Source organism: Pectobacterium polaris, from assembly GCF_002307355.1.
Classification (GTDB): Bacteria; Pseudomonadota; Gammaproteobacteria; order Enterobacterales; family Enterobacteriaceae; genus Pectobacterium; species Pectobacterium polare.
The window spans coordinates 1,088,475-1,113,705 of sequence record NZ_CP017481.1 but is presented as its reverse complement, the minus strand read 5'-3'; the positions used below and the strand labels follow the sequence as shown (position 1 = coordinate 1,113,705).

General features: G+C 50.8%; 19 protein-coding genes, 1 tRNA gene and 3 rRNA genes. 16 read left to right on the top strand and 7 right to left on the bottom strand.

Features of this window, described 5'->3' with window-relative positions:
- Positions 1-47: 47 nt before the first annotated feature.
- Positions 48-509, bottom strand: coding sequence for a transcriptional regulator AsnC (asnC, locus tag BJJ97_RS05010; protein ID WP_010300103.1), 462 nt, complete (start codon positions 507-509; stop codon positions 48-50).
- Between the two features lie 152 nt (positions 510-661).
- Here asnC and asnA point away from each other — a divergent pair, with 152 nt between their 5' ends.
- Positions 662-1,654, top strand: a complete 993-nt coding sequence (asnA, locus tag BJJ97_RS05005; protein ID WP_095701084.1) for an aspartate--ammonia ligase — start codon at positions 662-664, stop codon at positions 1,652-1,654.
- On the opposite strand, the gene viaA is transcribed toward asnA, so the two are convergent.
- Both viaA and ravA read right to left on the bottom strand, forming a co-directional pair.
- The gene (viaA, locus tag BJJ97_RS05000) at positions 1,651-3,129 is read right to left on the bottom strand and encodes an ATPase RavA stimulator ViaA (protein WP_095993256.1); all 1,479 of its coding nucleotides are present in this window, start codon (positions 3,127-3,129) and stop codon (positions 1,651-1,653) included. The genes asnA and viaA overlap by 4 nt on opposite strands.
- Positions 3,130-3,134: 5 nt before the next feature.
- Positions 3,135-4,634, bottom strand: a complete 1,500-nt coding sequence (gene ravA, locus BJJ97_RS04995; RefSeq protein ID WP_095993255.1) for an ATPase RavA — start codon at positions 4,632-4,634, stop codon at positions 3,135-3,137.
- Positions 4,635-4,967: 333 nt separating this feature from the next.
- Between ravA and kup the strand changes: the two genes are divergently transcribed.
- The gene (kup, locus tag BJJ97_RS04990; protein WP_039487773.1) at positions 4,968-6,836 is read left to right on the top strand and encodes a low affinity potassium transporter Kup; all 1,869 of its coding nucleotides are present in this window, start codon (positions 4,968-4,970) and stop codon (positions 6,834-6,836) included.
- A 166-nt stretch (positions 6,837-7,002) separates the two neighbouring features.
- Here the strand turns inward: kup and qseC are convergent, their stop codons facing one another.
- Both qseC and qseB read right to left on the bottom strand, forming a co-directional pair.
- On the bottom strand, positions 7,003-8,352 hold the full coding sequence (qseC, locus tag BJJ97_RS04985) for a quorum sensing histidine kinase QseC (RefSeq protein ID WP_095993254.1): 1,350 nt from the start codon (positions 8,350-8,352) through the stop codon (positions 7,003-7,005).
- A complete protein-coding gene (gene qseB / locus BJJ97_RS04980; protein WP_095993253.1) occupies positions 8,349-9,011 on the bottom strand; it encodes a quorum sensing response regulator transcription factor QseB in 663 nt (220 codons plus the stop codon). The genes qseC and qseB overlap by 4 nt, the downstream gene beginning before the upstream one ends.
- Before the next feature lie 287 nt (positions 9,012-9,298).
- Here qseB and BJJ97_RS04975 point away from each other — a divergent pair, with 287 nt between their 5' ends.
- From BJJ97_RS04975 to rrf, 11 genes are all read left to right on the top strand, one after another.
- Entirely contained in the window at positions 9,299-9,694 is a 396-nt protein-coding gene (locus tag BJJ97_RS04975) for a YgiW/YdeI family stress tolerance OB fold protein (RefSeq protein WP_095701089.1), read from the top strand.
- A 474-nt stretch (positions 9,695-10,168) separates the two neighbouring features.
- Complete coding sequence (rbsD, locus tag BJJ97_RS04970; RefSeq protein ID WP_010300118.1) at positions 10,169-10,588, top strand: D-ribose pyranase; 420 nt, start codon at positions 10,169-10,171, stop codon at positions 10,586-10,588.
- A 7-nt stretch (positions 10,589-10,595) separates the two neighbouring features.
- Positions 10,596-12,101 carry a ribose ABC transporter ATP-binding protein RbsA gene (gene rbsA / locus BJJ97_RS04965; RefSeq protein ID WP_039514210.1) on the top strand — a complete coding sequence of 502 codons (1,506 nt, stop codon included), beginning with the start codon at positions 10,596-10,598 and terminating at the stop codon, positions 12,099-12,101.
- 7 nt (positions 12,102-12,108) lie between these two features.
- The gene (gene rbsC / locus BJJ97_RS04960; RefSeq protein WP_095993252.1) at positions 12,109-13,077 is read left to right on the top strand and encodes a ribose ABC transporter permease; all 969 of its coding nucleotides are present in this window, start codon (positions 12,109-12,111) and stop codon (positions 13,075-13,077) included.
- 25 nt (positions 13,078-13,102) lie between these two features.
- Positions 13,103-13,990, top strand: coding sequence for a ribose ABC transporter substrate-binding protein RbsB (gene rbsB, locus BJJ97_RS04955; RefSeq protein WP_095993251.1), 888 nt, complete (start codon positions 13,103-13,105; stop codon positions 13,988-13,990).
- A 71-nt stretch (positions 13,991-14,061) separates the two neighbouring features.
- Positions 14,062-14,988 (top strand): ribokinase, encoded by a 927-nt coding sequence (gene rbsK, locus BJJ97_RS04950; protein ID WP_095993250.1) that lies wholly within the window; start codon positions 14,062-14,064, stop codon positions 14,986-14,988.
- A gap of 3 nt (positions 14,989-14,991) precedes the next feature.
- The gene (rbsR, locus tag BJJ97_RS04945; protein WP_205556869.1) at positions 14,992-15,987 is read left to right on the top strand and encodes a ribose operon transcriptional repressor RbsR; all 996 of its coding nucleotides are present in this window, start codon (positions 14,992-14,994) and stop codon (positions 15,985-15,987) included.
- A 429-nt stretch (positions 15,988-16,416) separates the two neighbouring features.
- Positions 16,417-17,958 (top strand): 16S ribosomal RNA (locus BJJ97_RS04940).
- 140 nt (positions 17,959-18,098) lie between these two features.
- A tRNA-Glu gene (locus BJJ97_RS04935) sits at positions 18,099-18,174 on the top strand.
- Positions 18,175-18,406: 232 nt separating this feature from the next.
- Positions 18,407-21,316, top strand: a 23S ribosomal RNA gene (locus BJJ97_RS04930).
- A 120-nt stretch (positions 21,317-21,436) separates the two neighbouring features.
- Positions 21,437-21,552 (top strand): 5S ribosomal RNA (gene rrf / locus BJJ97_RS04925).
- The 16S, 23S and 5S rRNA genes sit together here with 1 tRNA gene alongside, the layout of an rRNA operon.
- A gap of 189 nt (positions 21,553-21,741) precedes the next feature.
- Here rrf and mobB read toward each other — a convergent pair.
- Both mobB and mobA read right to left on the bottom strand, forming a co-directional pair.
- Entirely contained in the window at positions 21,742-22,263 is a 522-nt protein-coding gene (gene mobB, locus BJJ97_RS04920) for a molybdopterin-guanine dinucleotide biosynthesis protein MobB (RefSeq protein ID WP_095993249.1), read from the bottom strand.
- Entirely contained in the window at positions 22,253-22,831 is a 579-nt protein-coding gene (gene mobA, locus BJJ97_RS04915; RefSeq protein WP_095993248.1) for a molybdenum cofactor guanylyltransferase MobA, read from the bottom strand. Before mobA ends, mobB begins: the two co-directional genes overlap by 11 nt.
- Positions 22,832-23,043: 212 nt before the next feature.
- On the opposite strand from mobA, the gene BJJ97_RS04910 reads away from it, so the two are divergent.
- The 3 genes from BJJ97_RS04910 (at position 23,044) to dsbA (ending at position 25,026) form a co-directional block, all read left to right on the top strand.
- Complete coding sequence (locus BJJ97_RS04910) at positions 23,044-23,313, top strand: YihD family protein (RefSeq protein ID WP_005968263.1); 270 nt, start codon at positions 23,044-23,046, stop codon at positions 23,311-23,313.
- A 78-nt stretch (positions 23,314-23,391) separates the two neighbouring features.
- Positions 23,392-24,378 carry a serine/threonine protein kinase gene (locus tag BJJ97_RS04905; RefSeq protein WP_095993247.1) on the top strand — a complete coding sequence of 329 codons (987 nt, stop codon included), beginning with the start codon at positions 23,392-23,394 and terminating at the stop codon, positions 24,376-24,378.
- Positions 24,379-24,402: 24 nt separating this feature from the next.
- Positions 24,403-25,026, top strand: coding sequence for a thiol:disulfide interchange protein DsbA (dsbA, locus tag BJJ97_RS04900; RefSeq protein WP_039542363.1), 624 nt, complete (start codon positions 24,403-24,405; stop codon positions 25,024-25,026).
- Positions 25,027-25,231: the final 205 nt, after the last annotated feature.

Below are 25,231 nucleotides of genomic sequence, written 5' to 3'. Positions count from 1 at the left end.
TCTGGCTGGGATCTACCTGTGGATAATATGGGTATAGGAAAAAAGCATTACGGCGCGATCGTCCGCATGATGGGGTTTTGCAGGGAGATCAGCGTTTCAGTGGACTGAATTTCATCAATTGTTTGGATCTTGTTGATAAGCACATGTTGCAGCGCCTCGATCGAGCGGCACATGACCTTAATAAAGATGCTGTAATGCCCGGTGGTGTAGTAGGCCTCGACCACTTCTTCCAGATTGTTTAGCTTCTCCAGCGCAGAGGGATAATCTTTGGCGCTTTTCAGAATGATGCCGATAAAACAACATACGTCATAGCCCAGCTGTTTTGGATTCACATCCAAACGCGTGCCGACAATGATGCCCGCCTGCTTCATTTTTTCCACCCGAACGTGGATCGTGCCTGGACTGACGGAAAATTGTTTTGCCAGTTCGGCATAAGGCGTGCGTGCATTTTCCATTAAGGCGGAAAGAATGCCGCGATCGAGATTATCGATCTGATAAATTTCTGCCACTTTGAGCCCCCTATTTTATCGAATAATGATTTTATACCGCTATAAAATGACGGATTAAAAGCACAAGTGCAATTTATCCATAAGATTATTGAATGACTGGTGGTTTTTATTGCTTAATGAATAACTAAATACGATGAATAAGAGACGCGGCAATGAAAAAGCAGTACATCGAAAAACAACAGCAAATCAGCTTCGTTAAGTCTTTCTTCTCCAGCCAGCTGGAGCAGCTTCTGGGATTGATTGAAGTCCAGGCTCCGATTCTCAGCCGTATCGGCGACGGTACGCAGGATAACTTGTCCGGTACGGAAAAAGCGGTGCAGGTTAAGGTTAAAGCCCTGCCAGATGCCACATTTGAAGTGGTTCACTCACTGGCGAAATGGAAACGTAAAACGCTAGGTGCGTATGATTTTAGCTTCGGTGAAGGCATCTATACCCACATGAAGGCACTGCGTCCGGACGAAGATCGTCTGAGCCCTATTCACTCGGTCTATGTCGATCAGTGGGACTGGGAGCGCGTGATGGGGGATGGCGAGCGTCATGCGGAGTATCTGAAATCGACGGTGACGCGTATTTATCAGGGCATTAAAGCAACGGAAGCGGCGGTACATCAGGCGTTTGGCATTCAGCCTTTCCTGCCGGAACAGATTCACTTTGTGCATACCGAAACGTTGCTGCAGCGCTACCCCGATCTGGATGCCAAAGGGCGTGAGCGAGCTATCGCTAAAGAACTGGGTGCAGTCTTCCTGATTGGGATTGGCGGTAAGCTGTCCAGCGGACACTCTCACGATGTGCGTGCGCCGGATTATGATGACTGGACGACGCCGGGCGAGCAAGAACTGGCGGGTCTGAACGGCGATATCGTCGTGTGGAACCCGGTTCTGAACGATGCATTTGAGATTTCATCCATGGGCATCCGTGTTGATGCTGAAGCCTTAACACGCCAGCTAGCGCTGACGCAGGATGAAGAACGTCTGAAGCTGGAATGGCATCAGGCGCTGCTGCGCGGTGAAATGCCGCAAACCATCGGTGGGGGAATCGGTCAGTCTCGCCTGGTCATGCTGTTGTTGCAATTGCCGCACATTGGTCAGGTTCAGTGTGGCGTATGGCCACAGCCGCTGCGTGAGTCAGTTTCCGGCCTGCTTTAATAAGCCTTGCCGTGCTGCCAACGGCGCATTAAGCGGCTTTTTAACCCGGTATCAAAGCGCCAGATATGGTCAAAGATGTGCATGATGCCGGGTTTGCCATGATCGGACATCGCTACAGCATGGAAACGATGCTGTAGCTGCTTCTGACGGCTTTTCACCTTATTCACTACCTCATCCGGCAACCGCTGGGCGATAAAATCCGAAATCACCACCGCGTCGGCATCATGCCAGAGTGCATCATCCATCTTATCCAACAATGCTGACAGACAGGCGCTCATATCCGTGCCGCCGCGGAAGGACTGGCTGAGAAAACGTATCGCCTGCTCTAACCCGTCCGCAGACGTGAGCTCGTATTTCACCACGCCGGTAGAAAACAGCATGATGTAGCAACGGCGGTTGTCGGCGAGCGCGATGCGCATCAGCGCCAGACAGAAAGCTTTGGCACAGCGCTCATTAAAGCCGCCCATGGAACCTGACGTATCAACGCAGACGATAAACGGGCCACGCGGCTGCTGTTCGTTTTGCTGATGCACCACGGGGCGCTCGGTGATTTTCTCGCGCCAGCTCTCCCCCTGTAAGCGATAGGTCAGCAGCCGATGTTCCAGCAGGCGACGATAGAATTCATATTCCAGTTCGCTAATACCCAGCGTGACCAGCTCCGTCGGCATCAAACGCAAAATGTCATCGCTCTGATGCACGCCGCTCACCTGCTCAGGCACGGTGGCAGGTTCCCGTACTCTGACCCGGAAGGCTTCTTTCGGTGCTTCCTGCGTGAGAATGGATTTGGTTTCGCGGCTGCGGCCTAAGCGTTCCGCCAGTTTTTGTAATGCAGGCTGGCGTTGCAGGAAAGCGCCGAAGTCCAGTAACGGACGGGGATCGGTGTGAATACGCTGTGCTGCGCTGAGATCCCAGAGCCGCCCGGCCGCATTTTCGTTTTCGGCCAGAATAGGTTCGAGTTTGCCGCTGAGGGTCAGGCGTTGTTGCAGTTCATCCAGCAGAATTTCCCGCTCTTGATCCATCAATTGCTGATGAAGTGAAACAGTTTGCAGAGTGAGGCTTAGCCGCCAGCGCTGAAGAAAGAGCGCGTGAAGCCCGCTCGTGATCTTCTGCCCTAAGGTTCTCTCTGGAGAGGCCATGAGCTGTGAGGCCTGCGTCAGAAAAGGGGATTCTACGGTGTTCAGCATATCCATAATCGCAGGCAGGCGCGTCTGAAAAGCCTGATTGTCGATCGATTGCGAACGCTGGTAGCAGCTAAATTCTTTTTCCAGCTCCGGCGGTACCTGCGTGGCACGCAGGCGCAGTTTTAAGGTTTCTTTCCAGTGAGGCAAGTCGTTGAGTAACGCGGACTTCAGGCTGGGATACTTTTCAAAGAAGAAAGCGAGCTGAGGCGTCGCCAGCAATGTGACGACAAGATCGTCTAACAGCTCGTTTTCATCGATAGACAGCAGCATCTCCAGTGATTCCAGCGTGATCATCGGCGTTAGTCCTGTTGCTCTGATTGCTGGATTTGCTCGGCGACCTGTTGCAGGCTGGCTTCTATTTTGGCCAGCCACTCACTGGGGACGAACAGGCAAGGCTGATGCTGGCTGAATAAGCGGCGTTGTTCGCGCAACTGCATGTTCAGCTTTTCGTATTCATCGATAATGTCAGCAGGAAGTGCACAGTCGCGTTTTTCTGGCAGAGAAAGAATGGAGGATTGCAGGCTGATATCGCGAACCGTCAGATGCTGGCGATCGTCCACCAGCAGATCGAGACGTTGGGTGAAGCCGATGCCGTTGAGCTTGCCCCGGATTTCTCCCCCTTTTTGCAGCCAGCCTTGTAAAGCATGCTTCTCAATGATCAGGTGGTTAACTTCAATATCGTGCAGGATCAGCGGGCGTTGCAGCACCAGATCCAGTGTTTCGGCGGCGATCGCGTCAGGCAAGGTGTAATGGAATTTTCGGCCAAGGAAGTGCCCCTGTTTCTCCACCGAAAATGCCTGTAATTCGCTTTGTTCACGCTGGTATTGCTGACGCCGGGTGTTCACCTGTTGCAAGCGGAACAGCAGACTTTTCTGCTGGTAGGCGTGTTCGGTAATCAGCAATTCAAGCTGGTGCTCGATGAGCGTCAACGTGCTTTGGTCATGCCAGAGACAGTCTTTCAGCAGAATGATATCAATCGGTGTTATGGCATCCCGTCCGCAGAAAAATGCGCTGGCTTGAAGCAAGCGCAGGGCTTTTTTCCAGCGTCGATCGGAAATGTAAGGGGCCTGTTCCAACGCATCGAGCTGTTGGCGCAGCGTGTAAATCAGCTCAAAGCCTGCTTCCGGCAACGCGACGTGCTCAATATCCTTCTGCCACTGTTGGTATTCTTCATTGCTGACGCTGAGAGCGGGCGGGACGGGGTTATCGCGTTCGCTGCTGTTATTCACGAGCAGCGCACGGAAATTCTGTTTTTCCTGCACGCGATCGAGCCACAGACGGATGAGCATTCGGTCATAGAGCGCTTCCAGACCGCCATCCGCTTCCGGCAGTTCATTCGACGCGGCGACCAGCAGGCGCATTGGGATGGTGTCTTCGCTGTTGCCATTACGGAAACGCCGCTCGTTAATGGCCGTCAGCAGGGTATTCAAAATGGCGGGGCCCGCTTTCCAGATCTCATCCAGAAACACGATTTCGGCTTCCGGCAGGTAACCCGCGGTCAGACGCTGATAGCGGCCTTCGTCTTTTAATGCCTGAATAGAAAGGGGACCGAATACCTCTTCCGGGGTGGAAAAGCGGGTCATCAGGTACTCGAACGCGTTCGCATGACGAAAAGCGAATTTAAGACGTCGTGCGATCATACTTTTGGCTATACCCGGCGGCCCCAGGAGAAAAACACTTTCTCCGCTTAGCGCTGCCAGCAGACAGAGACGAATGGCGTGCTGTCTTTCGTAGAGTCCGTGCTCTAGCGCATGACTGAGACGAGAAATTCTTTCAGCCAATGCCGCGGTTTGACGCATAATTAATCCGTTAGTCCCATGATGTGATGTACCGAAATCGTTTATTTTTGAATCTGGTTGCTCGACTGAAAGCGGTGTCTCAGAAAAACCCTACTTTCAGAAAGACAATAGTAATAATAAACGGCAGATCACAGTTTTTTATTAGAATACTTTTACGGATTATTCACCCTAACGGGGTAAGTAAGCAATAAACCACCTTTTACAGGATGTTTCGTATACAGGTGACCGCACAATAAAAATGGGTTTTTACCCTGATTTGTGCATACTGTGCGCTCTTGGACGAGTTGCTGTGAATGACGCGCTTCGCGGACTGATTAACAACAGAAGATAGATATGAGCTCAGAACATAAACGTTCGCTTCCGGCTGTCACGCTGGCGGCCATCGGGGTGGTTTATGGAGATATAGGAACCAGCCCTCTTTATACGTTAAGGGAATGTTTATCAGGGCAGTTTGGTTTTGGGGTCGAACCTGACTCGGTCTTTGGCTTTCTTTCACTGATCTTTTGGCTGTTGGTCCTTGTTGTTTCGCTGAAATACCTGACCTATGTGATGCGTGCCGATAACGCAGGCGAAGGTGGGATTCTGACATTAATGTCATTAGCCGGGCGCAATACCTCCGATCGCATGACGTCCGTGCTGGTCATCATGGGGTTGATTGGCGGCAGCTTCTTCTATGGAGAAGTGGTCATCACGCCGGCCATCTCGGTGATGTCGGCGATGGAGGGGCTAGAAATCGCCGCGCCGTCGATGGACAGCTATATCGTTCCACTCTCAATTGTCGTTCTGACATTACTGTTTATCATTCAAAAACACGGTACAGGTAGCGTCGGCAAGCTGTTTGCGCCCGTGATGCTGATTTGGTTTTTGACGCTTGGCGTACTGGGTGCGCGCAGCATCATTGCGAACCCCGAAGTCTTACAGGCGTTGAACCCGATGTACGCTGTGCGCTTCTTTATCGAATATAAAGCGGTGTCGTTCTTCGCGCTGGGCGCTGTAGTGCTGGCGATTACCGGGGTCGAGGCACTGTATGCTGATATGGGCCACTTCGGTAAATTCCCCATTCGTCTGGCCTGGTTTACGGTGGTGCTGCCATCGCTGGTGTTAAATTACTTCGGGCAGGGCGCGTTGCTGTTAAAAGATCCTGAAGCCATCAAGAACCCCTTCTTCCTGCTGGCGCCAGACTGGGCGCTGATTCCGCTGATGATATTGGCCACGCTGGCGACAATCATTGCCTCGCAGGCGGTGATTTCCGGTGTTTTCTCCCTGACTCGTCAGGCGGTGCGGCTGGGCTATTTGCCGCCGATGCGTATCGTACACACGTCAGATATGGAATCCGGTCAGATTTATATTCCTGCTATTAACTGGATGCTCTATATCGCGGTCGTCATCGTGATTGTCAGCTTTGAGCATTCAAGCAACCTGGCAGCGGCTTACGGGATTGCGGTAACGGGTACGATGGTGATTACCAGCATTCTGTTCTGTACGGTGGCGGTGAAGAATTGGCTCTGGAATCGCTATCTGGCGTGGGTGTTGCTGGCGGGCCTGCTGATTATTGACGTGCCGATGTTTTTGGCAAACGTGGTCAAGATCCTCTCCGGCGGCTGGCTGCCGCTGGCGTTGGGTATGGTGATGTTTATCATCATGACGACGTGGAAAAGCGAGCGCTTCAGGCTGCTGCGCCGGCTGCATGAGCATGGTAATTCGCTGGATGCCATGATTGCCTCGCTGGAGAAAACGCCGCCGACGCGTGTGCCGGGGACCGCCGTGTATTTCTCGCGCGCGACTCGTGTAATTCCATTCGCGCTGCTGCATAACCTTAAGCACAATAAAATCCTGCATGAGCGCGTGGTGCTGTTGACCATGCGAACAGAGGATGCGCCCTATGTGCTGAACGCGCGTCGCGTGACGGTTGAACAGCTTTCGCCGACGTTCTGGCGCGTGATTGCCAACTATGGCTGGCGTGAGACGCCGGATGTGGAAGAGGTCTTTCAGCGCTGCTGGCAGGATGGGTTAACCTGCCAAATGATGGAAACGTCTTTCTTTATGTCCAATGAGTCGCTGATTATCGGTGAGCGCCCGTGGTATCTGCGCTTGCGCGGTAAGCTATTCATGATGCTCAGCCGCAATGCGCTGCGGGCGGCGGATCAGTTTGAAATACCGCCGAACAGGCTGATTGAGTTAGGGATACAGGTCGAGATTTAAGTGATCCCACTATTAGGGCGTTATGTTGGGATAAGATCGAGATACACGGTCGACCACGGGGCGAGGCGTCCCTGCGGGAACCTCATCCCCGTGTTTCCCTAATAACAAACAACGAGTCGCTGTTGGTTGGTTGGGCCATGTTGCTTAATGGTAGAGAGAATAGCCTTTACCAATTTATGGCGACAACCAGCCCGCCTTTTGGCTGATTGGTGAACGTGACCCGCATGTGGTGCAGTTTGGCGATGTTGTTCACGATAGAAATCCCCAGACCGCTGCCGGATTTCTCCTGCCCCGGCGGACGATAAAAGCGTTCGCCAATTCTTGCCAGCACCTCCTCGCTAATGCCCGGTCCGTTATCGGCAACCTGAAAGCCGCGCTCTGTCAGCGTCAGGCTTACCGTTCCTCCTTCATGGCTGTAGCGAATAGCATTATCCAGCAGATTGCGTACCAGCAGAGTCAGCAGCAGCGGGTGGCCCTGCCGGATAACCGGAGTATCCGGTAAATCCAGCGTCAGCTCGATACCCGCGGTTTGCGCCGTGTGGTAATGCGCGATCACCGCCTGTTGCAGTAGTTCATTAAACTGGATGGGCTGCATCCCTGCGGGGGACGATTCGGCATCCAGCCGCGACAGCGTCAGGAGCTGATCCACCAGCCGTGTGGCCCGATCGATGCCTTTATCTAGATTGACCAACGCATGATGCCGCATGGCTTCATCATCATGCGCCAGCTGTGCGACTTCAGTTTGAACTTTCAACGCTGCCAACGGGCTACGTAATTCGTGAGCTGCATCGGAGGTAAAACGACGTTCACGAACCAGCATGTCGCTGATGCGGGAAAACAGGTGGTTTAATGCGTTGACCAACGGGCGAACTTCTTGCGGGATGTGCTGCGTCGCCAGCGGCGTGCTTTCATCTGGTGAACGCTGTTGAAGCTCGGCGGTAATGCGTTTTAGCGGTGAGAGTTCACGCGTGACCAGCCAGAACAGCAGTGCCAGCATGATCGGCAGGGCGAACAGCCAAGGCATCAGGTTAGTTTTTACAATATCCAGCGTCATGTCCTGACGATATTCCCACTCCTGCCCGACGGCAACCACATAGCGATTATCCGCTGTCGTCAGCCAGACGATGCGCCAGGCGTCATTGTCATCGCGTAGCCTGCCGTCGGTAAAGCCGTTGCGCGTATAGTTAAAAATGAAATCCTTGCCGTTATCACCATCGTTCAGCACCATTTTCCCATCGCGGGTAAAAATGGCGAAGGCCAGCGCATCATCTTCCTGCTTTCCCTGATTCTCATGTACCAGACTTTTGGTTTTGGGCAGAGAAACTGACTGGATTCGCAATTCATCAGGATTCATGGTGGCCAGGTGTTTGGCAAACAGCATTTGCTGGGTATCAAATAGCTCATTGATGTTATGGCGTGTTTGATGCCACGACAGCAGACTGGCTACGCCCCAGCAAAGTAATGTCAGCAGCGTAAAACCTGCAATCAGGCGTAAACGCAGACTGAGTCGATTCATGGCGCCTCTCCCAGAATATAGCCAACGCCATGTACGGTTCGGATAAACCCGCTGCCCAGCTTTTTACGCAGGTGATGGATATGCACTTCTACCGCATTGCTGGAGACATCATCGTCCCACCCATAGAGCTTTTCCTCCAACTGCGCGCGTGTGAGTATGCGGTTCTGATTGAGCAAAAACAGTTCCAGTAACGCCAGTTCGCGAGATTTTAGTATCAGTGGTTCGTTGTTAAGCGTGACGCTCCGCGATCCGGGCTCAAGGGAAACTGCGCCGTGCGTTAATGTCGGTTGAAGTTGGCCGTGACGGCGGCGAATCAGCGCCTGCAGGCGAGCGGCCACTTCTGTCAGTGCAAAGGGCTTACATAAATAATCATCGGCACCTCGCTGCAGACCTTCCACACGCTGTTCCAGCGCATCGCGGGCGGTCAGAATCAGTACCGGTTCGTCATGCCCAGCCTGACGCCACTGGCGCAGAATATCCATCCCGTCCATGCCCGGCAGGCTGAGGTCGAGCACCACCGCATCATAGGGTGCCGCCTTCAATGCCGCGGCACCCGCTTTACCTTCCATAAACCAGTCGATATTAAAGCCCAGTTTGTTCAACCCAGCTTTCAGGCCGTCACCAATCAAGCGATCGTCTTCGATTAACAATATTCTCATGGCTGTCTCGCAGGGAATGCTACGGTTGTACTTATGCCTTTTCCGGTTTTATACGAAATAGAGAGGCGGTGTGTACAGGCCAAATCACTGAAACTGGGCAATATCCGGCAATATAAAAAAACAACAATGCGAGAACTGACGCTTTAAGATTCCGTTAAGAAAAATTTGTTTTACTCTTTTACGAAGACCGATAGCTCCCGCAGGTTGACTGCGAAACCATTGACTGTGAAACAGTTAACTTTGAAACGTTTAATTGTGAAACAACAGGCAAAAAAGGAAGGGTGAACATGAAAAAAGTCGCTGCGTTACTCGTTATTACTGCTCTGGTTTCTGCACCAGTATTTGCTGCACAAAGTGGCGGTGGTTTTGTCAATCCAGAAACACCAGCTACTGGTTCACATCAAGGGGGATTCACCGATTCGCAGAGTTCCCTCACCACGGTAGATAAAGCTAAAGATTTGCGCGATGACAGTTGGGTGACGCTGAGAGGGAACATTGAAAAACGACTCGGCGATGAAAACTACCTGTTCCGCGATTCAACGGGCACGATGGAAGTCGAGATCGACCACAAACGCTGGAATGGCCAGATGGTTTCACCTACCGATAAAGTGGAAATTTCAGGCGAGTTGGATAAAGAATTCAACGCTGTCGGAGTGGATGTGAAGCAGATTCGTAAACTCTAACGTATTATCCTCTGTTCCTTATTGGCGGGCTTTTGCCCGCCATTTCTCTATTTATCAATCTCCTATATCCGTCATTCTTCAAGTTGTATGTGCGTTGGCTTCATTCAAATACTCGGCCCGTCGTGGGCCTCGCCCTGAAGGGCCGCTGCAAGCAGCGTTCAAATCTGCTCCCGACAGATTTGTCACCCGAGTCACTTACTTGAGTAAGCTCATCGGGATGAAATGAGAGACATCCTGTCTCTCACCGAAGGCCAGCCGCTGGCTGGTCAAATTCGTTCCCGACGAATTTGTCCCTCACTCGCCGCCTGCCTGAAACTCGAATTATTTAGGGTCTATAATGACCTATCGTTTCCTTTCTTTTTTTGTTAGCGAAACGTTTCGATGGTGATCACATTTTTTTTATCTCTTCATTGCCTTTCTTGCTTCTTTTTCTAGAATGTTATTAGCGAAACGTTTCGCTGGTGGGGTGAGAAGATGAAAAAAGCAGCATTATTGAATTCAGATATTTCTTCCGTGATTTCTCGACTGGGACATACCGATAGCCTTGTGATTGGTGATGCCGGTTTACCGATTCCTGAAACGACGACCCGTATCGATCTGGCGTTGACGCATAACGTGCCGACGTTCTTGCAGGTGGTTAGCGTTGTCACCAGCGAAATGCAGGTCGAGGCCGCTATTCTGGCGGAAGAGATTATTGAAAAGAACCCCGCCGTCCATGACGCATTACTCGATCAATTGAAGCAACTTGAACAACACCAGGGAAACTCAATTGCATTGCACTATGTCAGCCATGAAGAATTTAAAACCCAAAGCGGCAAAAGCCGGGCCATCATTCGCAGCGGAGAGTGTTCTCCGTATGCCAATGTCATCCTTTGTGCTGGCGTAACGTTCTGAGGTATCAATGCAACCTTTACTGCAACTGCAAGGCATCACGAAATCTTTTCCCGGCGTTAAAGCGCTTTCCGGTGCGGCACTCAACGTCTATCCGGGAAAAGTGATGGCGCTGGTGGGCGAGAACGGTGCGGGCAAGTCCACCATGATGAAAGTCCTGACCGGGATCTATCGTAAAGATGCCGGCAGCATCCATTTTCTGGGGAAAGAGGTGGATTTCAGCGGGCCGAAAGCGTCCCAGGAAGCAGGTATCGGTATTATCCATCAGGAACTTAACCTGATTCCCCAACTCACGATTGCCGAGAATATCTTCCTTGGTCGTGAATTTACCAACCGCTTCGGTCGTATCGACTGGAACAAGATGTATGCGGAAGCCGATAAGCTGCTGAAACGCCTTAATCTGCGCTATGACAGCCGTCGTATGGTCGGGGATTTATCTATTGGCGATCAGCAAATGGTAGAAATTGCCAAGGTGCTGAGCTTTGAATCGAAAGTCATCATCATGGATGAACCGACCGACGCCCTGACGGATACCGAGACTGCTTCGCTATTCAGCGTGATCAAAGAGCTGCAATCTCAGGGATGCGGCATTGTCTATATTTCCCACCGTCTGAAAGAAATCTTTGAAATCTGCGATGACATTACCGTGTTCCGCGATGGTCAGTTTATCGGCGAACGTCCGGTCAGTGACTTAGAGGAAGATACGCTGATTGAAATGATGGTCGGCCGTAAGCTGGAAGATCAGTACCCGCGTTCGAATAAAGCGCCGGGAGAGGTTCGCCTTAAGGTGCAGAACCTGTCAGGGCCGGGCGTCGATAGCGTCAGCTTTACGGTGCGGAAAGGCGAAATTCTGGGCGTCGCAGGGCTGATGGGCGCGGGCCGTACCGAACTGATGAAGATTCTTTACGGCGCGCTGCCGCGAACTGGCGGTAATGTGACGCTGGATGGCCGTGACGTAGTGACCCGTAAACCGCAGGATGGCTTGGCGAACGGCATCGTTTACATTTCCGAAGACCGCAAGCGCGATGGCCTGGTGTTGGGCATGTCAGTAAAAGAAAACATGTCGTTAACTGCACTGCGCTATTTCAGCCATGCGGGTGGTCGTCTGAAACACGCCGAAGAGCAACTGACGGTTGCCGACTTTATTCGCCTGTTCAACGTGAAAACGCCTTCGATGGAGCAGCCTATCGGCCTGCTTTCCGGCGGTAATCAGCAGAAAGTGGCGATTGCCCGTGGCCTGATGACGCGCCCAAATGTCCTGATCCTTGATGAACCGACGCGCGGCGTCGATGTCGGGGCGAAGAAAGAGATTTACCAGTTAATCAATCAATTCAAAGAAGAAGGGCTGAGCATCATATTGGTGTCATCCGAAATGCCCGAAGTCTTGGGAATGAGCGATCGCATCATTGTGATGCATGAAGGGCGCTTGAGCGGGGATTTCCCTATTGAGCAAGCAACCCAGGAAGCACTGATGGCCGCGGCCGTTGGTAAGCAATACGGCGCAAAGCAGGAGTAAGTCAGACATGAGTTCTCAATCTATCGCGGCAAAACGCTGGTTCAGCAAAGAGTGGTTACTGGAGCAGAAATCGCTGATCGCGCTCCTGATCCTGATTGCGGTTGTTTCCGCTATGAGCCCTAACTTTTTTACCCTGAACAACCTGTTCAATATTCTTCAGCAGACGTCGGTTAACGCCATCATGGCCGTCGGCATGACGCTGGTGATTCTGACCTCGGGCATCGATTTGTCAGTGGGTTCACTGCTGGCATTGACTGGTGCCGTGGCGGCTTCCATCGTCGGGCTTGAAGTCAATGCGCTGGTGGCGGTGTTTGGCGCGCTGGCTCTGGGGGCGCTGATAGGTGCGGGTACGGGGATCATTGTATCTAAAGGCAAAGTGCAGGCGTTTATTGCCACGTTGGTCATGATGCTGTTACTTCGCGGTGTGACGATGGTCTATACCAACGGTAGCCCGGTTAATACCGGTTTTTCTGACGTGGCAGATGCGTTTGGCTGGTTTGGTATCGGTCGTCCGCTGGGGATTCCGACGCCAATCTGGATCATGGCTATCGTGTTCGTGGCGGCCTGGTACATGCTGCACCATACGCGTCTGGGGCGCTATATCTATGCGCTGGGCGGCAACGAGTCTGCTACCCGTTTGTCCGGCATCAGCGTTGATAAAATCAAGATTATTGTCTATTCCCTGTGTGGGCTGCTGTCTGCCCTGGCGGGAATTATCGAAGTCGCACGTTTGTCCTCTGCACAGCCAACGGCGGGTACAGGGTATGAGCTGGATGCTATCGCGGCTGTAGTATTGGGCGGCACCAGTCTGGCTGGAGGAAAAGGGCGTATCGTTGGTACGTTGATCGGCGCGCTTATCCTTGGCTTCCTCAACAACGGACTGAATTTATTAGGTGTTTCTTCTTACTACCAAATGATCGTTAAAGCAGTCGTCATTTTGCTGGCGGTTCTGGTAGATAACAAAAGCAGTAAATAACCTTCATTCACACAGGAATTGAGTTATGAATATGAAAAAGCTGGCTACTCTGGTTTCCGCTGTTGCGCTGAGCGCGACTGTCAGTGCTAATGCCTTGGCCAAAGATACGGTTGCTCTGGTGGTTTCTACGCTGAATAACCCGTTCTTTGTTTCAATGAAAGAGGGTGCACAGAAAGAAGCTGACAAGCTGGGTTACGAGCTGATTGTACTGGATTCCCAGAATAACCCAGCAAAAGAACTGGCTAACGTTCAGGATTTGACGGTGCGTGGAACCAAAGTTCTGCTGATCAACCCGACTGATTCTGATGCAGTAGGTAATGCGATCAAAATGGCTAACCAGGCCAAGATCCCTGTTATTACACTTGACCGCGTTGCGAGCAGTGGTGAAGTTGTAAGCCACGTGGCTTCTGATAACGCCTTCGGCGGTAAAGTTGCCGGTGATTTCCTTGCCAAGAAATTGGGTGAAGGTGCCAAAGTGATTCAGTTGGAAGGCATCGCTGGAACGTCTGCCGCGCGCGAGCGTGGGGCTGGCTTCATGAAATCTGCTGAGAAAAATAAATTCGTTATGCTGGCCAGCCAGCCAGCTGACTTCGACCGTACTAAAGGGCTGAACGTGATGCAGAACCTGCTGACCGCGCACCCTGACGTTCAGGCCGTATTTGCTCAGAACGATGAAATGGCGTTGGGTGCACTGCGTGCACTGCAAACTGCAGGTAAAACAGATGTGCTGGTCGTTGGTTTTGACGGCACTCAGGATGGCGTGAAGGCCGTTGAATCAGGCAAGCTGGCTGCGACTGTTGCTCAGCGTCCTGATCAGATCGGTGTGATCGGTATCGAAACCGCTGCGAAAGTGCTGAAAGGCGAAAAAACGCAGGCCATCATTCCGGTTGACCTGAAGCTGGTCGCAAAATAATTAAAGAATAAAGCAGGGCTCGCGCCACCCGTTTGTGGTGGCGCATTATTAACGTAGCGGGATTCGACATAATGAAAACGGGTAAGCTGGTGGTGCTGGGCAGTATTAATGCTGACCATATTCTCAATCTTGAGCAATTTCCCCGCCCGGGCGAAACGGTGATCGGTGAGCAATATAGCGTTGCTTTCGGTGGGAAAGGTGCCAATCAGGCCGTTGCTGCGGGTCGAAGCGGTGCAGACATCGCCTTTATTGCCTGTGTTGGAGAAGATGATATCGGTGCCCGTATTTGCCAGCAGTTATCCAAGGACAATATTGATGTTTCCGCCGTTGAGGCTATCTCCGGGGAAACAACCGGCGTCGCGCTGATTTTTGTTAACGCCGACGCTGAGAACATGATTGCGATTAACGCAGGCGCGAATGCTGCTGTGACGCCTGATTACCTTCATCGTCATCAGCAACACATTATTGATGCTTCTGCGTTGCTTATGCAGCTTGAGTCCCCGTTGGAAACGGTTATTGCAGCCGCTAAACTGGCGCATGAACACCAAACTAAAGTGATTCTGAACCCCGCCCCAGCCCGTGAACTACCCGATGAACTGTTATCGCTGGTCAATATGATCACGCCGAATGAAACCGAAGCACAGTTCCTGACGGGAATTACCGTTGAGACGGAAGACGATGCGGCTCGCGCAGCACAGGTTCTGCACGATAAAGGTATCGAAACGGTGCTCATCACATTGGGTAGCCGTGGCGTATGGTTAAGTGAAAACGGCCAAGGGCAGCGAATTCCGGGATATCGTGTAAAAGCCGTGGATACTATCGCCGCCGGAGACACGTTTAATGGCGCGTTAGTGACTGCATTGCTGGAAAATAAACCCATGTCCTCCGCAGTAAAATTTGCCCATGCGGCAGCTGCGATAGCCGTTACTCGCCGAGGCGCTCAGCCCTCTGTCCCGTGGCGTGAAGAGATCGACGCATTTTTGCAAACCCAGGGGTGATCTTTGGCCACCATGAAAGATGTCGCCCGTCTTGCGGGCGTTTCTACTTCTACCGTATCTCACGTCATTAATAACAATCGCTTTGTCAGCGATACCATTCGCGAAAAAGTGATGAAGGCCGTTGAGGATCTCAACTATGCGCCGTCTGCGCTAGCCAGAAGTCTGAAAATAAACCAGACTCGCACCATCGGCATGTTGCTCACTGCCAGTAATAACCCGTTTTATGCCGAAGTGGTGCGTGGCGTAGAGCGTTGCTGTTATGAACGAGGCTATAGCCTGATTCTGTGCAACACCGAAGGCGACCGCGACAGAATGAGCCATAGTCTCGAAACGCTGCTGCAAAAGCGAGTCGACGGTGTACTGTTGATGTGCACCGAAAGCCATCGCCCTTTGCCTGAAATGATGAGTCGCTATCCTTCTATACCTATGGTCATGATGGATTGGGCACCTTTTGAAGGCGTTATGGACGTCATTAAAGATAACTCCCTGCTCGGTGGAGAGATCGCGACCAATTACCTCATTTCTCGTGGCTATAAAAAGATAGCCTGCATTGCGGGTCCGAAAGATAAGACGACAGCCTATAACCGATTAGAAGGTTATCGACAGGCGATGAAGCTCGCTGGGCTATTCGTTCCCGCTGATTATGAAATTTTCGGTGATTTTGAGTTTGAAGCGGGCTACCGCGCTATGCAGCAGTTGTTAGCGCTGGAGGATAAACCTGAAGCGGTGTTCACCAGTAACGATGCGATGGCCGTTGGCGTTTACCATGCACTTTATCAGGCTGGACTTTCTATTCCGCAAGATATGGCAGTTATTGGTTACGATGACATTGAGCTGGCCCGCTATATGTCTCCACCTCTTACTACCGTTCACCAACCTAAAGATGAACTCGGCGAATTAGCGGTGGATACACTTTTATATCGTCTGGAACATCCTAATACCGCGCCAAATGCGTTGGTGCTGACGCCGGAATTGATGGTGCGTCAGTCTGTCCGGTGAGGATTTCGCCCAATTAGCGGCGAAAAATCCGGCATAACGGCGTCTTTTAATTCGCTTTGCTGAAAAAAAAATCACTCGGTAACTTTTTTGCATTTAGCGCTTGTCAGCGTGCGAGAAGTCCCTATAATGCGCATCCACTGACACGGCAACAGCGATACGCAGTTGTGGTGACAGCAAAAAGATTCAACGAAGCAGTCAGTAATGACTTGACTTCACAGCGGAAAAGCATAGTATATGCAGCCCGCGCCACCGATGAAGTGGCACTGCTCTTTAACAATATAATCAGACAATCTGTGTGGGCACTCACAAGACCGTATCTTAAACGATATAAAAAGTCTTGAAGAGTGAACAACAGTAAAATTCATTACGAATAAACAGTTACTAATTCTTTGAGCATCGCTGACGAGTTCAGCAAATCAAACAAATCTTAAATTGAAGAGTTTGATCATGGCTCAGATTGAACGCTGGCGGCAGGCCTAACACATGCAAGTCGAGCGGTAGCACAGGAGAGCTTGCTCTCTGGGTGACGAGCGGCGGACGGGTGAGTAATGTCTGGGAAACTGCCTGATGGAGGGGGATAACTACTGGAAACGGTAGCTAATACCGCATAACCTCGCAAGAGCAAAGAGGGGGACCTTCGGGCCTCTCGCCATCAGATGTGCCCAGATGGGATTAGCTAGTAGGTGAGGTAATGGCTCACCTAGGCGACGATCCCTAGCTGGTCTGAGAGGATGACCAGCCACACTGGAACTGAGACACGGTCCAGACTCCTACGGGAGGCAGCAGTGGGGAATATTGCACAATGGGCGCAAGCCTGATGCAGCCATGCCGCGTGTGTGAAGAAGGCCTTCGGGTTGTAAAGCACTTTCAGCGGGGAGGAAGGCGATAAGGTTAATAACCTTGTCGATTGACGTTACCCGCAGAAGAAGCACCGGCTAACTCCGTGCCAGCAGCCGCGGTAATACGGAGGGTGCAAGCGTTAATCGGAATGACTGGGCGTAAAGCGCACGCAGGCGGTCTGTTAAGTTGGATGTGAAATCCCCGGGCTTAACCTGGGAACTGCATTCAAAACTGACAGGCTAGAGTCTTGTAGAGGGGGGTAGAATTCCAGGTGTAGCGGTGAAATGCGTAGAGATCTGGAGGAATACCGGTGGCGAAGGCGGCCCCCTGGACAAAGACTGACGCTCAGGTGCGAAAGCGTGGGGAGCAAACAGGATTAGATACCCTGGTAGTCCACGCTGTAAACGATGTCGACTTGGAGGTTGTGCCCTTGAGGCGTGGCTTCCGGAGCTAACGCGTTAAGTCGACCGCCTGGGGAGTACGGCCGCAAGGTTAAAACTCAAATGAATTGACGGGGGCCCGCACAAGCGGTGGAGCATGTGGTTTAATTCGATGCAACGCGAAGAACCTTACCTACTCTTGACATCCACAGAATTCGGTAGAGATACCTTAGTGCCTTCGGGAACTGTGAGACAGGTGCTGCATGGCTGTCGTCAGCTCGTGTTGTGAAATGTTGGGTTAAGTCCCGCAACGAGCGCAACCCTTATCCTTTGTTGCCAGCGATTCGGTCGGGAACTCAAAGGAGACTGCCGGTGATAAACCGGAGGAAGGTGGGGATGACGTCAAGTCATCATGGCCCTTACGAGTAGGGCTACACACGTGCTACAATGGCGTATACAAAGAGAAGCGACCTCGCGAGAGCAAGCGGACCTCATAAAGTACGTCGTAGTCCGGATTGGAGTCTGCAACTCGACTCCATGAAGTCGGAATCGCTAGTAATCGTAGATCAGAATGCTACGGTGAATACGTTCCCGGGCCTTGTACACACCGCCCGTCACACCATGGGAGTGGGTTGCAAAAGAAGTAGGTAGCTTAACCTTCGGGAGGGCGCTTACCACTTTGTGATTCATGACTGGGGTGAAGTCGTAACAAGGTAACCGTAGGGGAACCTGCGGTTGGATCACCTCCTTACCAAAAAAGATGTGTGTTACGTGAAGTGCTCACACAGATTGTCTGATGAAAATACTGAGCAAGCGCACCTGTTGATGTCATGAGTGTAGACTCATGCTGACGCGAGCGTGCCGGGTTTATGACCTGGTGCGGATTTTTGTGTCCCCATCGTCTAGAGGCCTAGGACACTGCCCTTTCACGGCTGTAACAGGGGTTCGAATCCCCTTGGGGACGCCAATCCGATAATGAGTGAAAGACATTATCATGAATATCGTAAAGATGATTCTCTGGAGTCATGTTTACGATATTGCTCTTTAACAATCTGGAACAAGCTGAAAATTGAAACATGACAGCTGAACACACCTTGATACCTGCGGGTAGGAAGGGCGTGTCAGTGTGTCAATGAGTATCTCAAATAATCGCAGCGCGACAGTGACTTTGATTTATCAAAGACACCTTCGGGTTGTGAGGTTAAGCGACTAAGCGTACACGGTGGATGCCTAGGCAGTCAGAGGCGATGAAGGGCGTGCTAATCTGCGATAAGCGTCGGTAAGCTGATATGAAGCGTTATACCCGACGATACCCGAATGGGGAAACCCAGTGTGTTTCGACACACTATCATGATGTGAATACATAGCATCATGAGGCGAACCGGGGGAACTGAAACATCTCAGTACCCCGAGGAAAAGAAATCAACCGAGATTCCCCTAGTAGCGGCGAGCGAACGGGGAGGAGCCCAGAACCTGAATCAGTTTGTGTGTTAGTGGAAGCGTCTGGAAAGTCGCACAGTAAAGGGTGATAGTCCCGTACACAAAAATGCACAGGCTGTGAGTTCGATGAGTAGGGCGGGACACGTGACATCCTGTCTGAATATGGGGGGACCATCCTCCAAGGCTAAATACTCCTGACTGACCGATAGTGAACCAGTACCGTGAGGGAAAGGCGAAAAGAACCCCGGCGAGGGGAGTGAAATAGAACCTGAAACCGTGTACGTACAAGCAGTGGGAGCCTTGATTAATCAGGGTGACTGCGTACCTTTTGTATAATGGGTCAGCGACTTATATTCTGTAGCAAGGTTAACCGAATAGGGGAGCCGCAGGGAAACCGAGTCTTAACTGGGCGTTAAGTTGCAGGGTATAGACCCGAAACCCGGTGATCTAGCCATGGGCAGGTTGAAGGTTGGGTAACACTAACTGGAGGACCGAACCGACTAATGTTGAAAAATTAGCGGATGACTTGTGGCTGGGGGTGAAAGGCCAATCAAACCGGGAGATAGCTGGTTCTCCCCGAAAGCTATTTAGGTAGCGCCTCGTGAACTCATCTTCGGGGGTAGAGCACTGTTTCGGCTAGGGGGTCATCCCGACTTACCAACCCGATGCAAACTACGAATACCGAAGAATGTTATCACGGGAGACACACGGCGGGTGCTAACGTTCGTCGTGAAGAGGGAAACAACCCAGACCGCCAGCTAAGGTCCCAAAGTCATGGTTAAGTGGGAAACGATGTGGGAAGGCACAGACAGCCAGGATGTTGGCTTAGAAGCAGCCATCATTTAAAGAAAGCGTAATAGCTCACTGGTCGAGTCGGCCTGCGCGGAAGATGTAACGGGGCTAAACCATGCACCGAAGCTGCGGCAGCGACACTTAGGTGTTGTTGGGTAGGGGAGCGTTCTGTAAGCCGTAGAAGGTGGCCTGTGAGGGCTGCTGGAGGTATCAGAAGTGCGAATGCTGACATAAGTAACGATAATGCGGGTGAAAAACCCGCACGCCGGAAGACCAAGGGTTCCTGTCCAACGTTAATCGGGGCAGGGTGAGTCGACCCCTAAGGCGAGGCTGAAAAGCGTAGTCGATGGGAAACAGGTTAATATTCCTGTACTCGGTGTTACTGCGAAGGGGGGACGGAGAAAGCTAGGTTATCCGGGCGACGGTTGTCCCGGTTTAAGCGTGAAGGTGGATGACTTTGGTAAATCCGGGTCGTCATTAACACTGAGGCGTGATGACGAGTCACTACGGTGATGAAGTAACCAATGCTACGCTTCCAGGAAAAGCCTCTAAGCTCCAGGTAACATCAAATCGTACCCCAAACCGACACAGGTGGTCAGGTAGAGAATACTCAGGCGCTTGAGAGAACTCGGGTGAAGGAACTAGGCAAAATGGTGCCGTAACTTCGGGAGAAGGCACGCTGATGGTAGGTGAAGTGACTTGCTCACGGAGCTGAAATCAGTCGAAGATACCAGCTGGCTGCAACTGTTTAATAAAAACACAGCACTGTGCAAACACGAAAGTGGACGTATACGGTGTGACGCCTGCCCGGTGCCGGAAGGTTAATTGATGGGGTCAGCCGCAAGGCGAAGCTCTTGATCGAAGCCCCGGTAAACGGCGGCCGTAACTATAACGGTCCTAAGGTAGCGAAATTCCTTGTCGGGTAAGTTCCGACCTGCACGAATGGCGTAATGATGGCCAGGCTGTCTCCACCCGAGACTCAGTGAAATTGAACTCGCTGTGAAGATGCAGTGTACCCGCGGCAAGACGGAAAGACCCCGTGAACCTTTACTATAGCTTGACACTGAACCTTGAGCCTTGATGTGTAGGATAGGTGGGAGGCTTTGAAGCGAGGACGCCAGTTCTTGTGGAGCCAACCTTGAAATACCACCCTTTAATGTTTGATGTTCTAACGTGGGCCCGTAATCCGGGTTGCGGACAGTGTCTGGTGGGTAGTTTGACTGGGGCGGTCTCCTCCCAAAGCGTAACGGAGGAGCACGAAGGTTAGCTAATCCTGGTCGGACATCAGGAGGTTAGTGCAAAGGCATAAGCTAGCTTGACTGCGAGAGTGACAGCTCGAGCAGGTGCGAAAGCAGGTCTTAGTGATCCGGTGGTTCTGAATGGAAGGGCCATCGCTCAACGGATAAAAGGTACTCCGGGGATAACAGGCTGATACCGCCCAAGAGTTCATATCGACGGCGGTGTTTGGCACCTCGATGTCGGCTCATCACATCCTGGGGCTGAAGTAGGTCCCAAGGGTATGGCTGTTCGCCATTTAAAGTGGTACGCGAGCTGGGTTTAGAACGTCGTGAGACAGTTCGGTCCCTATCTGCCGTGGGCGTTGGAAGATTGAGAGGGGTTGCTCCTAGTACGAGAGGACCGGAGTGAACGCACCACTGGTGTTCGGGTTGTGATGCCAATTGCATTGCCCGGTAGCTAAGTGCGGAAGAGATAACCGCTGAAAGCATCTAAGCGGGAAACTTGCCTCGAGATGAGTCTTCCCTGGGCACTAGATGCCCCTGAAGGGCCGTTGAAGACGACGACGTAGATAGGCTGGGTGTGTAAGCGTAGCGATACGTTGAGCTAACCAGTACTAATGACCCGAGAGGCTTAACCTTACAACACCGAAGGTGTTTTGAGACGACTCAAAAAACGATACTCAGCTTGTTCAAAGATTGGTTCTGATGGTTGTGCGAGCGCGTAAGCAACGTATAACGGTTAGAATGAAACAGAATTTGCCTGGCGGCGATAGCGCGGTGGTCCCACCTGACCCCATGCCGAACTCAGAAGTGAAACGCCGTAGCGCCGATGGTAGTGTGGGGCTTCCCCATGTGAGAGTAGGGAACTGCCAGGCATCAAATAAGTGGAAAGCCCCTGTCGAAAGACAGGGGCTTTTTGCTATGGGAAATTGGGTGGATTTACAAAAGCCTGCAGATCACATGCTGGATACAGCGCATGGGAAAGTTTGTTTTTTTGGGTTCAGAAGCCCATTTTCTACCAGACATTACCTAATGGTTCAGAGTGAACGGTAGCCTATTCCGCACTACAGATTATTATTTTTGAGCCATTGGTGGATAAAAGTAGCAACCTGCTCTGGTTGATTGATATCAAGCACTGGAAGCGTGGTGTCGATCTCACCATCTGCTGCAATCGCGATGACATACTCATCGATCAAATCACTTAATTCTCTACCCAACGATTGGCGAAATAAGGCTATTTTAGCGATCTTCTCATGTTTGAACCCCTCAACCAGCACCAGATCGAGAGTAGACGCATCCATTTTTTCAGCTAGATGGTAAATATTGGGTTCTTCCTGATCAGGAGTCTCCGTCATCAGCGCCCACCTTTGGCTGCTAGCAACAATCGTTTGTGCTGCGCCTGCCTTACGGAGCTCATAGCTATCTTTACCTGGCGTATCAATATCCATCTGATGATGCGTATGTTTAATGAGTCCGACTCGAACACCATGATGAGTCAGTAGCGGGATGACGTGTTTAAGTAATGTCGTTTTACCTGTACCGCTATAAGCAGCAATAGCGAGCAAGGGGACACGATTAGGATTCACAGTGTTGATCCTCCCAATTGGATAAATCTTCAGGTGAATTCATATTGCGAAAGGCTTTAGGCTGCTCGCTAAATGAAACGGCGTTTGCTCCAACCTGTTCGATAAATAGCATCAGCTTACGGTTTCCAAGAAGCAGGTAAGCTTCCAGCGGCTCAATAAGGTTTCTATTGATTAAGAGTAATGTGGGATGTGGACGTTCTCCGTCTGTGGCATAAGTCGCATTTGCTTCCCCACGTGCTTGCCACAAGCGGTGCACCAGATCGAGGGGGAGTGCGGGGACATCGCAAGGGACAAATACGACCCATTCGGATGGAGAAGCATGTAACCCACTCAGAATGCCCGCCAACGGGCCTGGAAAGCTTGCATCAAAGTCACCAATAATGCGGCAGCCACTTTGTGCATACACAGCCTGATTGCGATTAGCGCTGATCATGACCTCATCGACCTGTGCTTTAAGCCGAGACAGAACGTGCTGGTATAGCGGTACACCGTTCAGTGCTATCAGACCTTTATCGTGCCCGCCCATGCGGATTGCCCGTCCGCCTGCGAGAATAACGCCAGTAATCATTTTACTTTCCAAGTATCTATGCTCACTTTCTTCTGTTCTGAATGTTTTGAGGGATAAACCATGCGTTATTCTCTAAAAACTTTCACTGAAGACCAAGTTCTTTCCTCATGTGCACAAGGCTGTTATTTTTATCACTATATGCTCAATATCGTTCAAGCGGCTTCCGGCATATTGAAATTTATTGAGTACAAATCGTTTTTAAGGAGAAAAAAATGAAATGCCATCGCGTTAATGAGCTGATTGAACTGCTGCATCCAGCTTGGCAAAAAGAACCCGATTTAAATCTGGTGCAATTTTTACAAAACCTTGCACAGGAGGCGGGGTTCGAGGGGCAGTTAAATGAACTGACTGATGATATCCTTATTTACCATCTAAAAATGCGTGATGCAGATAAAGAACAAGTCATCCCCGGTTTGAAGAAGGACTACGAAGAAGATTTTAAGACAGCTTTGCTTCGTGCCCGGGGAGTTATTAAAGACTAGTGGAAAGGAATAACACGTTCATGATGCTAACTATTGCACGCATATCTCTTACGTCGCCTCTAACCATTTGTGGCCGTGATGAATAGTTCGATATTTAATTTCCAGACGCTATTCCCCGATCTGATCGTGGATGCCTTGCTGGATGTTGGGCTGCGCGTTGATTCTGGTTTGACGGCATTAAACAGTTATGAGAATCGGGTGTACCAGTTTGCGGATGAAGATCGTAAACGATTCGTGGTGAAATTTTATCGCCCGGAACGGTGGAGCACAGCGCAGATTGAGGAAGAGCATATTTTTGCCCAGCAATTGGCAGAAGATGAAGTCCCTATTGTCGCGCCCGTCTCGCTTAATGGGCAGACGTTGAATGTCTATGAAGGATTTCATTTTGCCGTATTCCCCAGCGTGGGCGGGCGGCAGTATGAAATGGACAATGAAGACCAGCTAGAGTGGGTTGGCCGTTTTCTCGGCCGGATTCACCAGACGGGTCAGAAATCGTTATTCACCGAGCGTCCTACGATCGGGGTAAATGAATATCTGCATGAACCTTATCGGCTGTTGGAGACATGTCCGCTAATACCGAAAATACATCGACATGATTTTTTACAGGCGACCCGTCAACTGATTGATACAGTTGAAACTTATTGGCATAACGACTGGCGACCACTGCGTCTGCATGGGGATTGTCATCCAGGCAATATTTTGTGGCGTGATGGTCCGTTATTTGTAGATTTGGATGATGCCCGCAATGGTCCAGCAATTCAGGATTTATGGATGCTGTTGCATGGTGACCGTCGTGAACAACGTATTCAACTGGATATCTTGTTAGAAGCCTATAGCGAATTTGCGGAATTTCAGGAGAAAGAGCTCGCGCTGATTGAGCCTCTTCGTGCGATGCGGCAGGTTTATTATCTAGCCTGGGTTGCTCGTCGCTGGGAAGATCCTGCTTTTCCAAAAAATTTCCCCTGGATGACGGATGCTGATTTCTGGTTGAAGCAAACGGCAATATTTATTGGGCAAACTCAGCTGTTGCAGGAACCTCCTCTACAGCTAATGCCAATGTACTGAAATTAAATGGAGAGAGTGAAATTTATGAAAAGATTATGGCTTGCGCTGATTGGCGTTGTTCTGGCATTTAGTGCTTCTGCTGCAGAGTTTTCTGATGGCAAGCAATATGTAGAATTAGATAAACCTGCAACCCAAGAGCCTCAGGTTCTTGAGTTCTTCTCATTCTATTGCCCGCACTGCTATCAATTTGAACAGGTTTACCATGTTCCAGATGCAGTAAAAAAAGCGTTGCCAGAGGGTACGAAGATGACACGCTATCACGTGGACTTCCTGGGCCCATTGGGTAAAAACCTGACGCAGGCATGGGCTGTCGCTATGGCGCTGGGCGTTGAAGATAAAATTACCCCGCTGATGTTTGATGCTGTTCAGAAAACACAGACCGTACAAAAGCCGGAAGATATTCGCGAAGTCTTTGTGAAAGCTGGCGTGAGTGCGGAAGAATTTGATGGTGCTCTGAATAGCTTTGTTGTGAAATCTTTGGTTGCTCAGCAGGAAAAAGCGGCCGCCGATTTACAATTACGCGGCGTTCCAGCCATGTTCGTTAACGGTAAATATATGATCAAGAATGATGGTCTTGATACCAGTTCAATGGATGGGTATGTAAAACAGTATGCTGACGTGGTGAAGTTCCTCATTACCAAGAAGTAATTATTTAATAAGTCATGCGGGTAAAACCGCATGACTTTATACCTTCCCGTTTTTCATCTTCTTATCTTTTATATCTCATCAGTCCGCAATATTTATTTATCTTTTTGTTTATATCCACAAATTGGATGACGGTTTTTCATGCCTTAAAAACAAACAGGTTATATTATAACTTCATGAAATTAATGAATATAAAAAAATAGCTTAA

What these genes read in the sequence shown, in the direction of transcription:
- asnA (WP_095701084.1), top strand. Translation starts at nt 662, where the DNA reads ATGAAAAAGCAGTACATCGAAAAACAACAGCAAATCAGCTTCGTTAAG.
- viaA (WP_095993256.1), bottom strand. Translation starts at nt 3,129, where the DNA reads ATGATCACGCTGGAATCACTGGAGATGCTGCTGTCTATCGATGAAAAC.
- ravA (WP_095993255.1), bottom strand. Translation starts at nt 4,634, where the DNA reads ATGCGTCAAACCGCGGCATTGGCTGAAAGAATTTCTCGTCTCAGTCAT.
- kup (WP_039487773.1), top strand. Translation starts at nt 4,968, where the DNA reads ATGAGCTCAGAACATAAACGTTCGCTTCCGGCTGTCACGCTGGCGGCC.
- qseC (WP_095993254.1), bottom strand. Translation starts at nt 8,352, where the DNA reads ATGAATCGACTCAGTCTGCGTTTACGCCTGATTGCAGGTTTTACGCTG.
- qseB (WP_095993253.1), bottom strand. Translation starts at nt 9,011, where the DNA reads ATGAGAATATTGTTAATCGAAGACGATCGCTTGATTGGTGACGGCCTG.
- BJJ97_RS04975 (WP_095701089.1), top strand. Translation starts at nt 9,299, where the DNA reads ATGAAAAAAGTCGCTGCGTTACTCGTTATTACTGCTCTGGTTTCTGCA.
- rbsD (WP_010300118.1), top strand. Translation starts at nt 10,169, where the DNA reads ATGAAAAAAGCAGCATTATTGAATTCAGATATTTCTTCCGTGATTTCT.
- rbsA (WP_039514210.1), top strand. Translation starts at nt 10,596, where the DNA reads ATGCAACCTTTACTGCAACTGCAAGGCATCACGAAATCTTTTCCCGGC.
- rbsC (WP_095993252.1), top strand. Translation starts at nt 12,109, where the DNA reads ATGAGTTCTCAATCTATCGCGGCAAAACGCTGGTTCAGCAAAGAGTGG.
- rbsB (WP_095993251.1), top strand. Translation starts at nt 13,103, where the DNA reads ATGAATATGAAAAAGCTGGCTACTCTGGTTTCCGCTGTTGCGCTGAGC.
- rbsK (WP_095993250.1), top strand. Translation starts at nt 14,062, where the DNA reads ATGAAAACGGGTAAGCTGGTGGTGCTGGGCAGTATTAATGCTGACCAT.
- mobA (WP_095993248.1), bottom strand. Translation starts at nt 22,831, where the DNA reads ATGATTACTGGCGTTATTCTCGCAGGCGGACGGGCAATCCGCATGGGC.
- BJJ97_RS04910 (WP_005968263.1), top strand. Translation starts at nt 23,044, where the DNA reads ATGAAATGCCATCGCGTTAATGAGCTGATTGAACTGCTGCATCCAGCT.
- BJJ97_RS04905 (WP_095993247.1), top strand. Translation starts at nt 23,392, where the DNA reads ATGAATAGTTCGATATTTAATTTCCAGACGCTATTCCCCGATCTGATC.
- dsbA (WP_039542363.1), top strand. Translation starts at nt 24,403, where the DNA reads ATGAAAAGATTATGGCTTGCGCTGATTGGCGTTGTTCTGGCATTTAGT.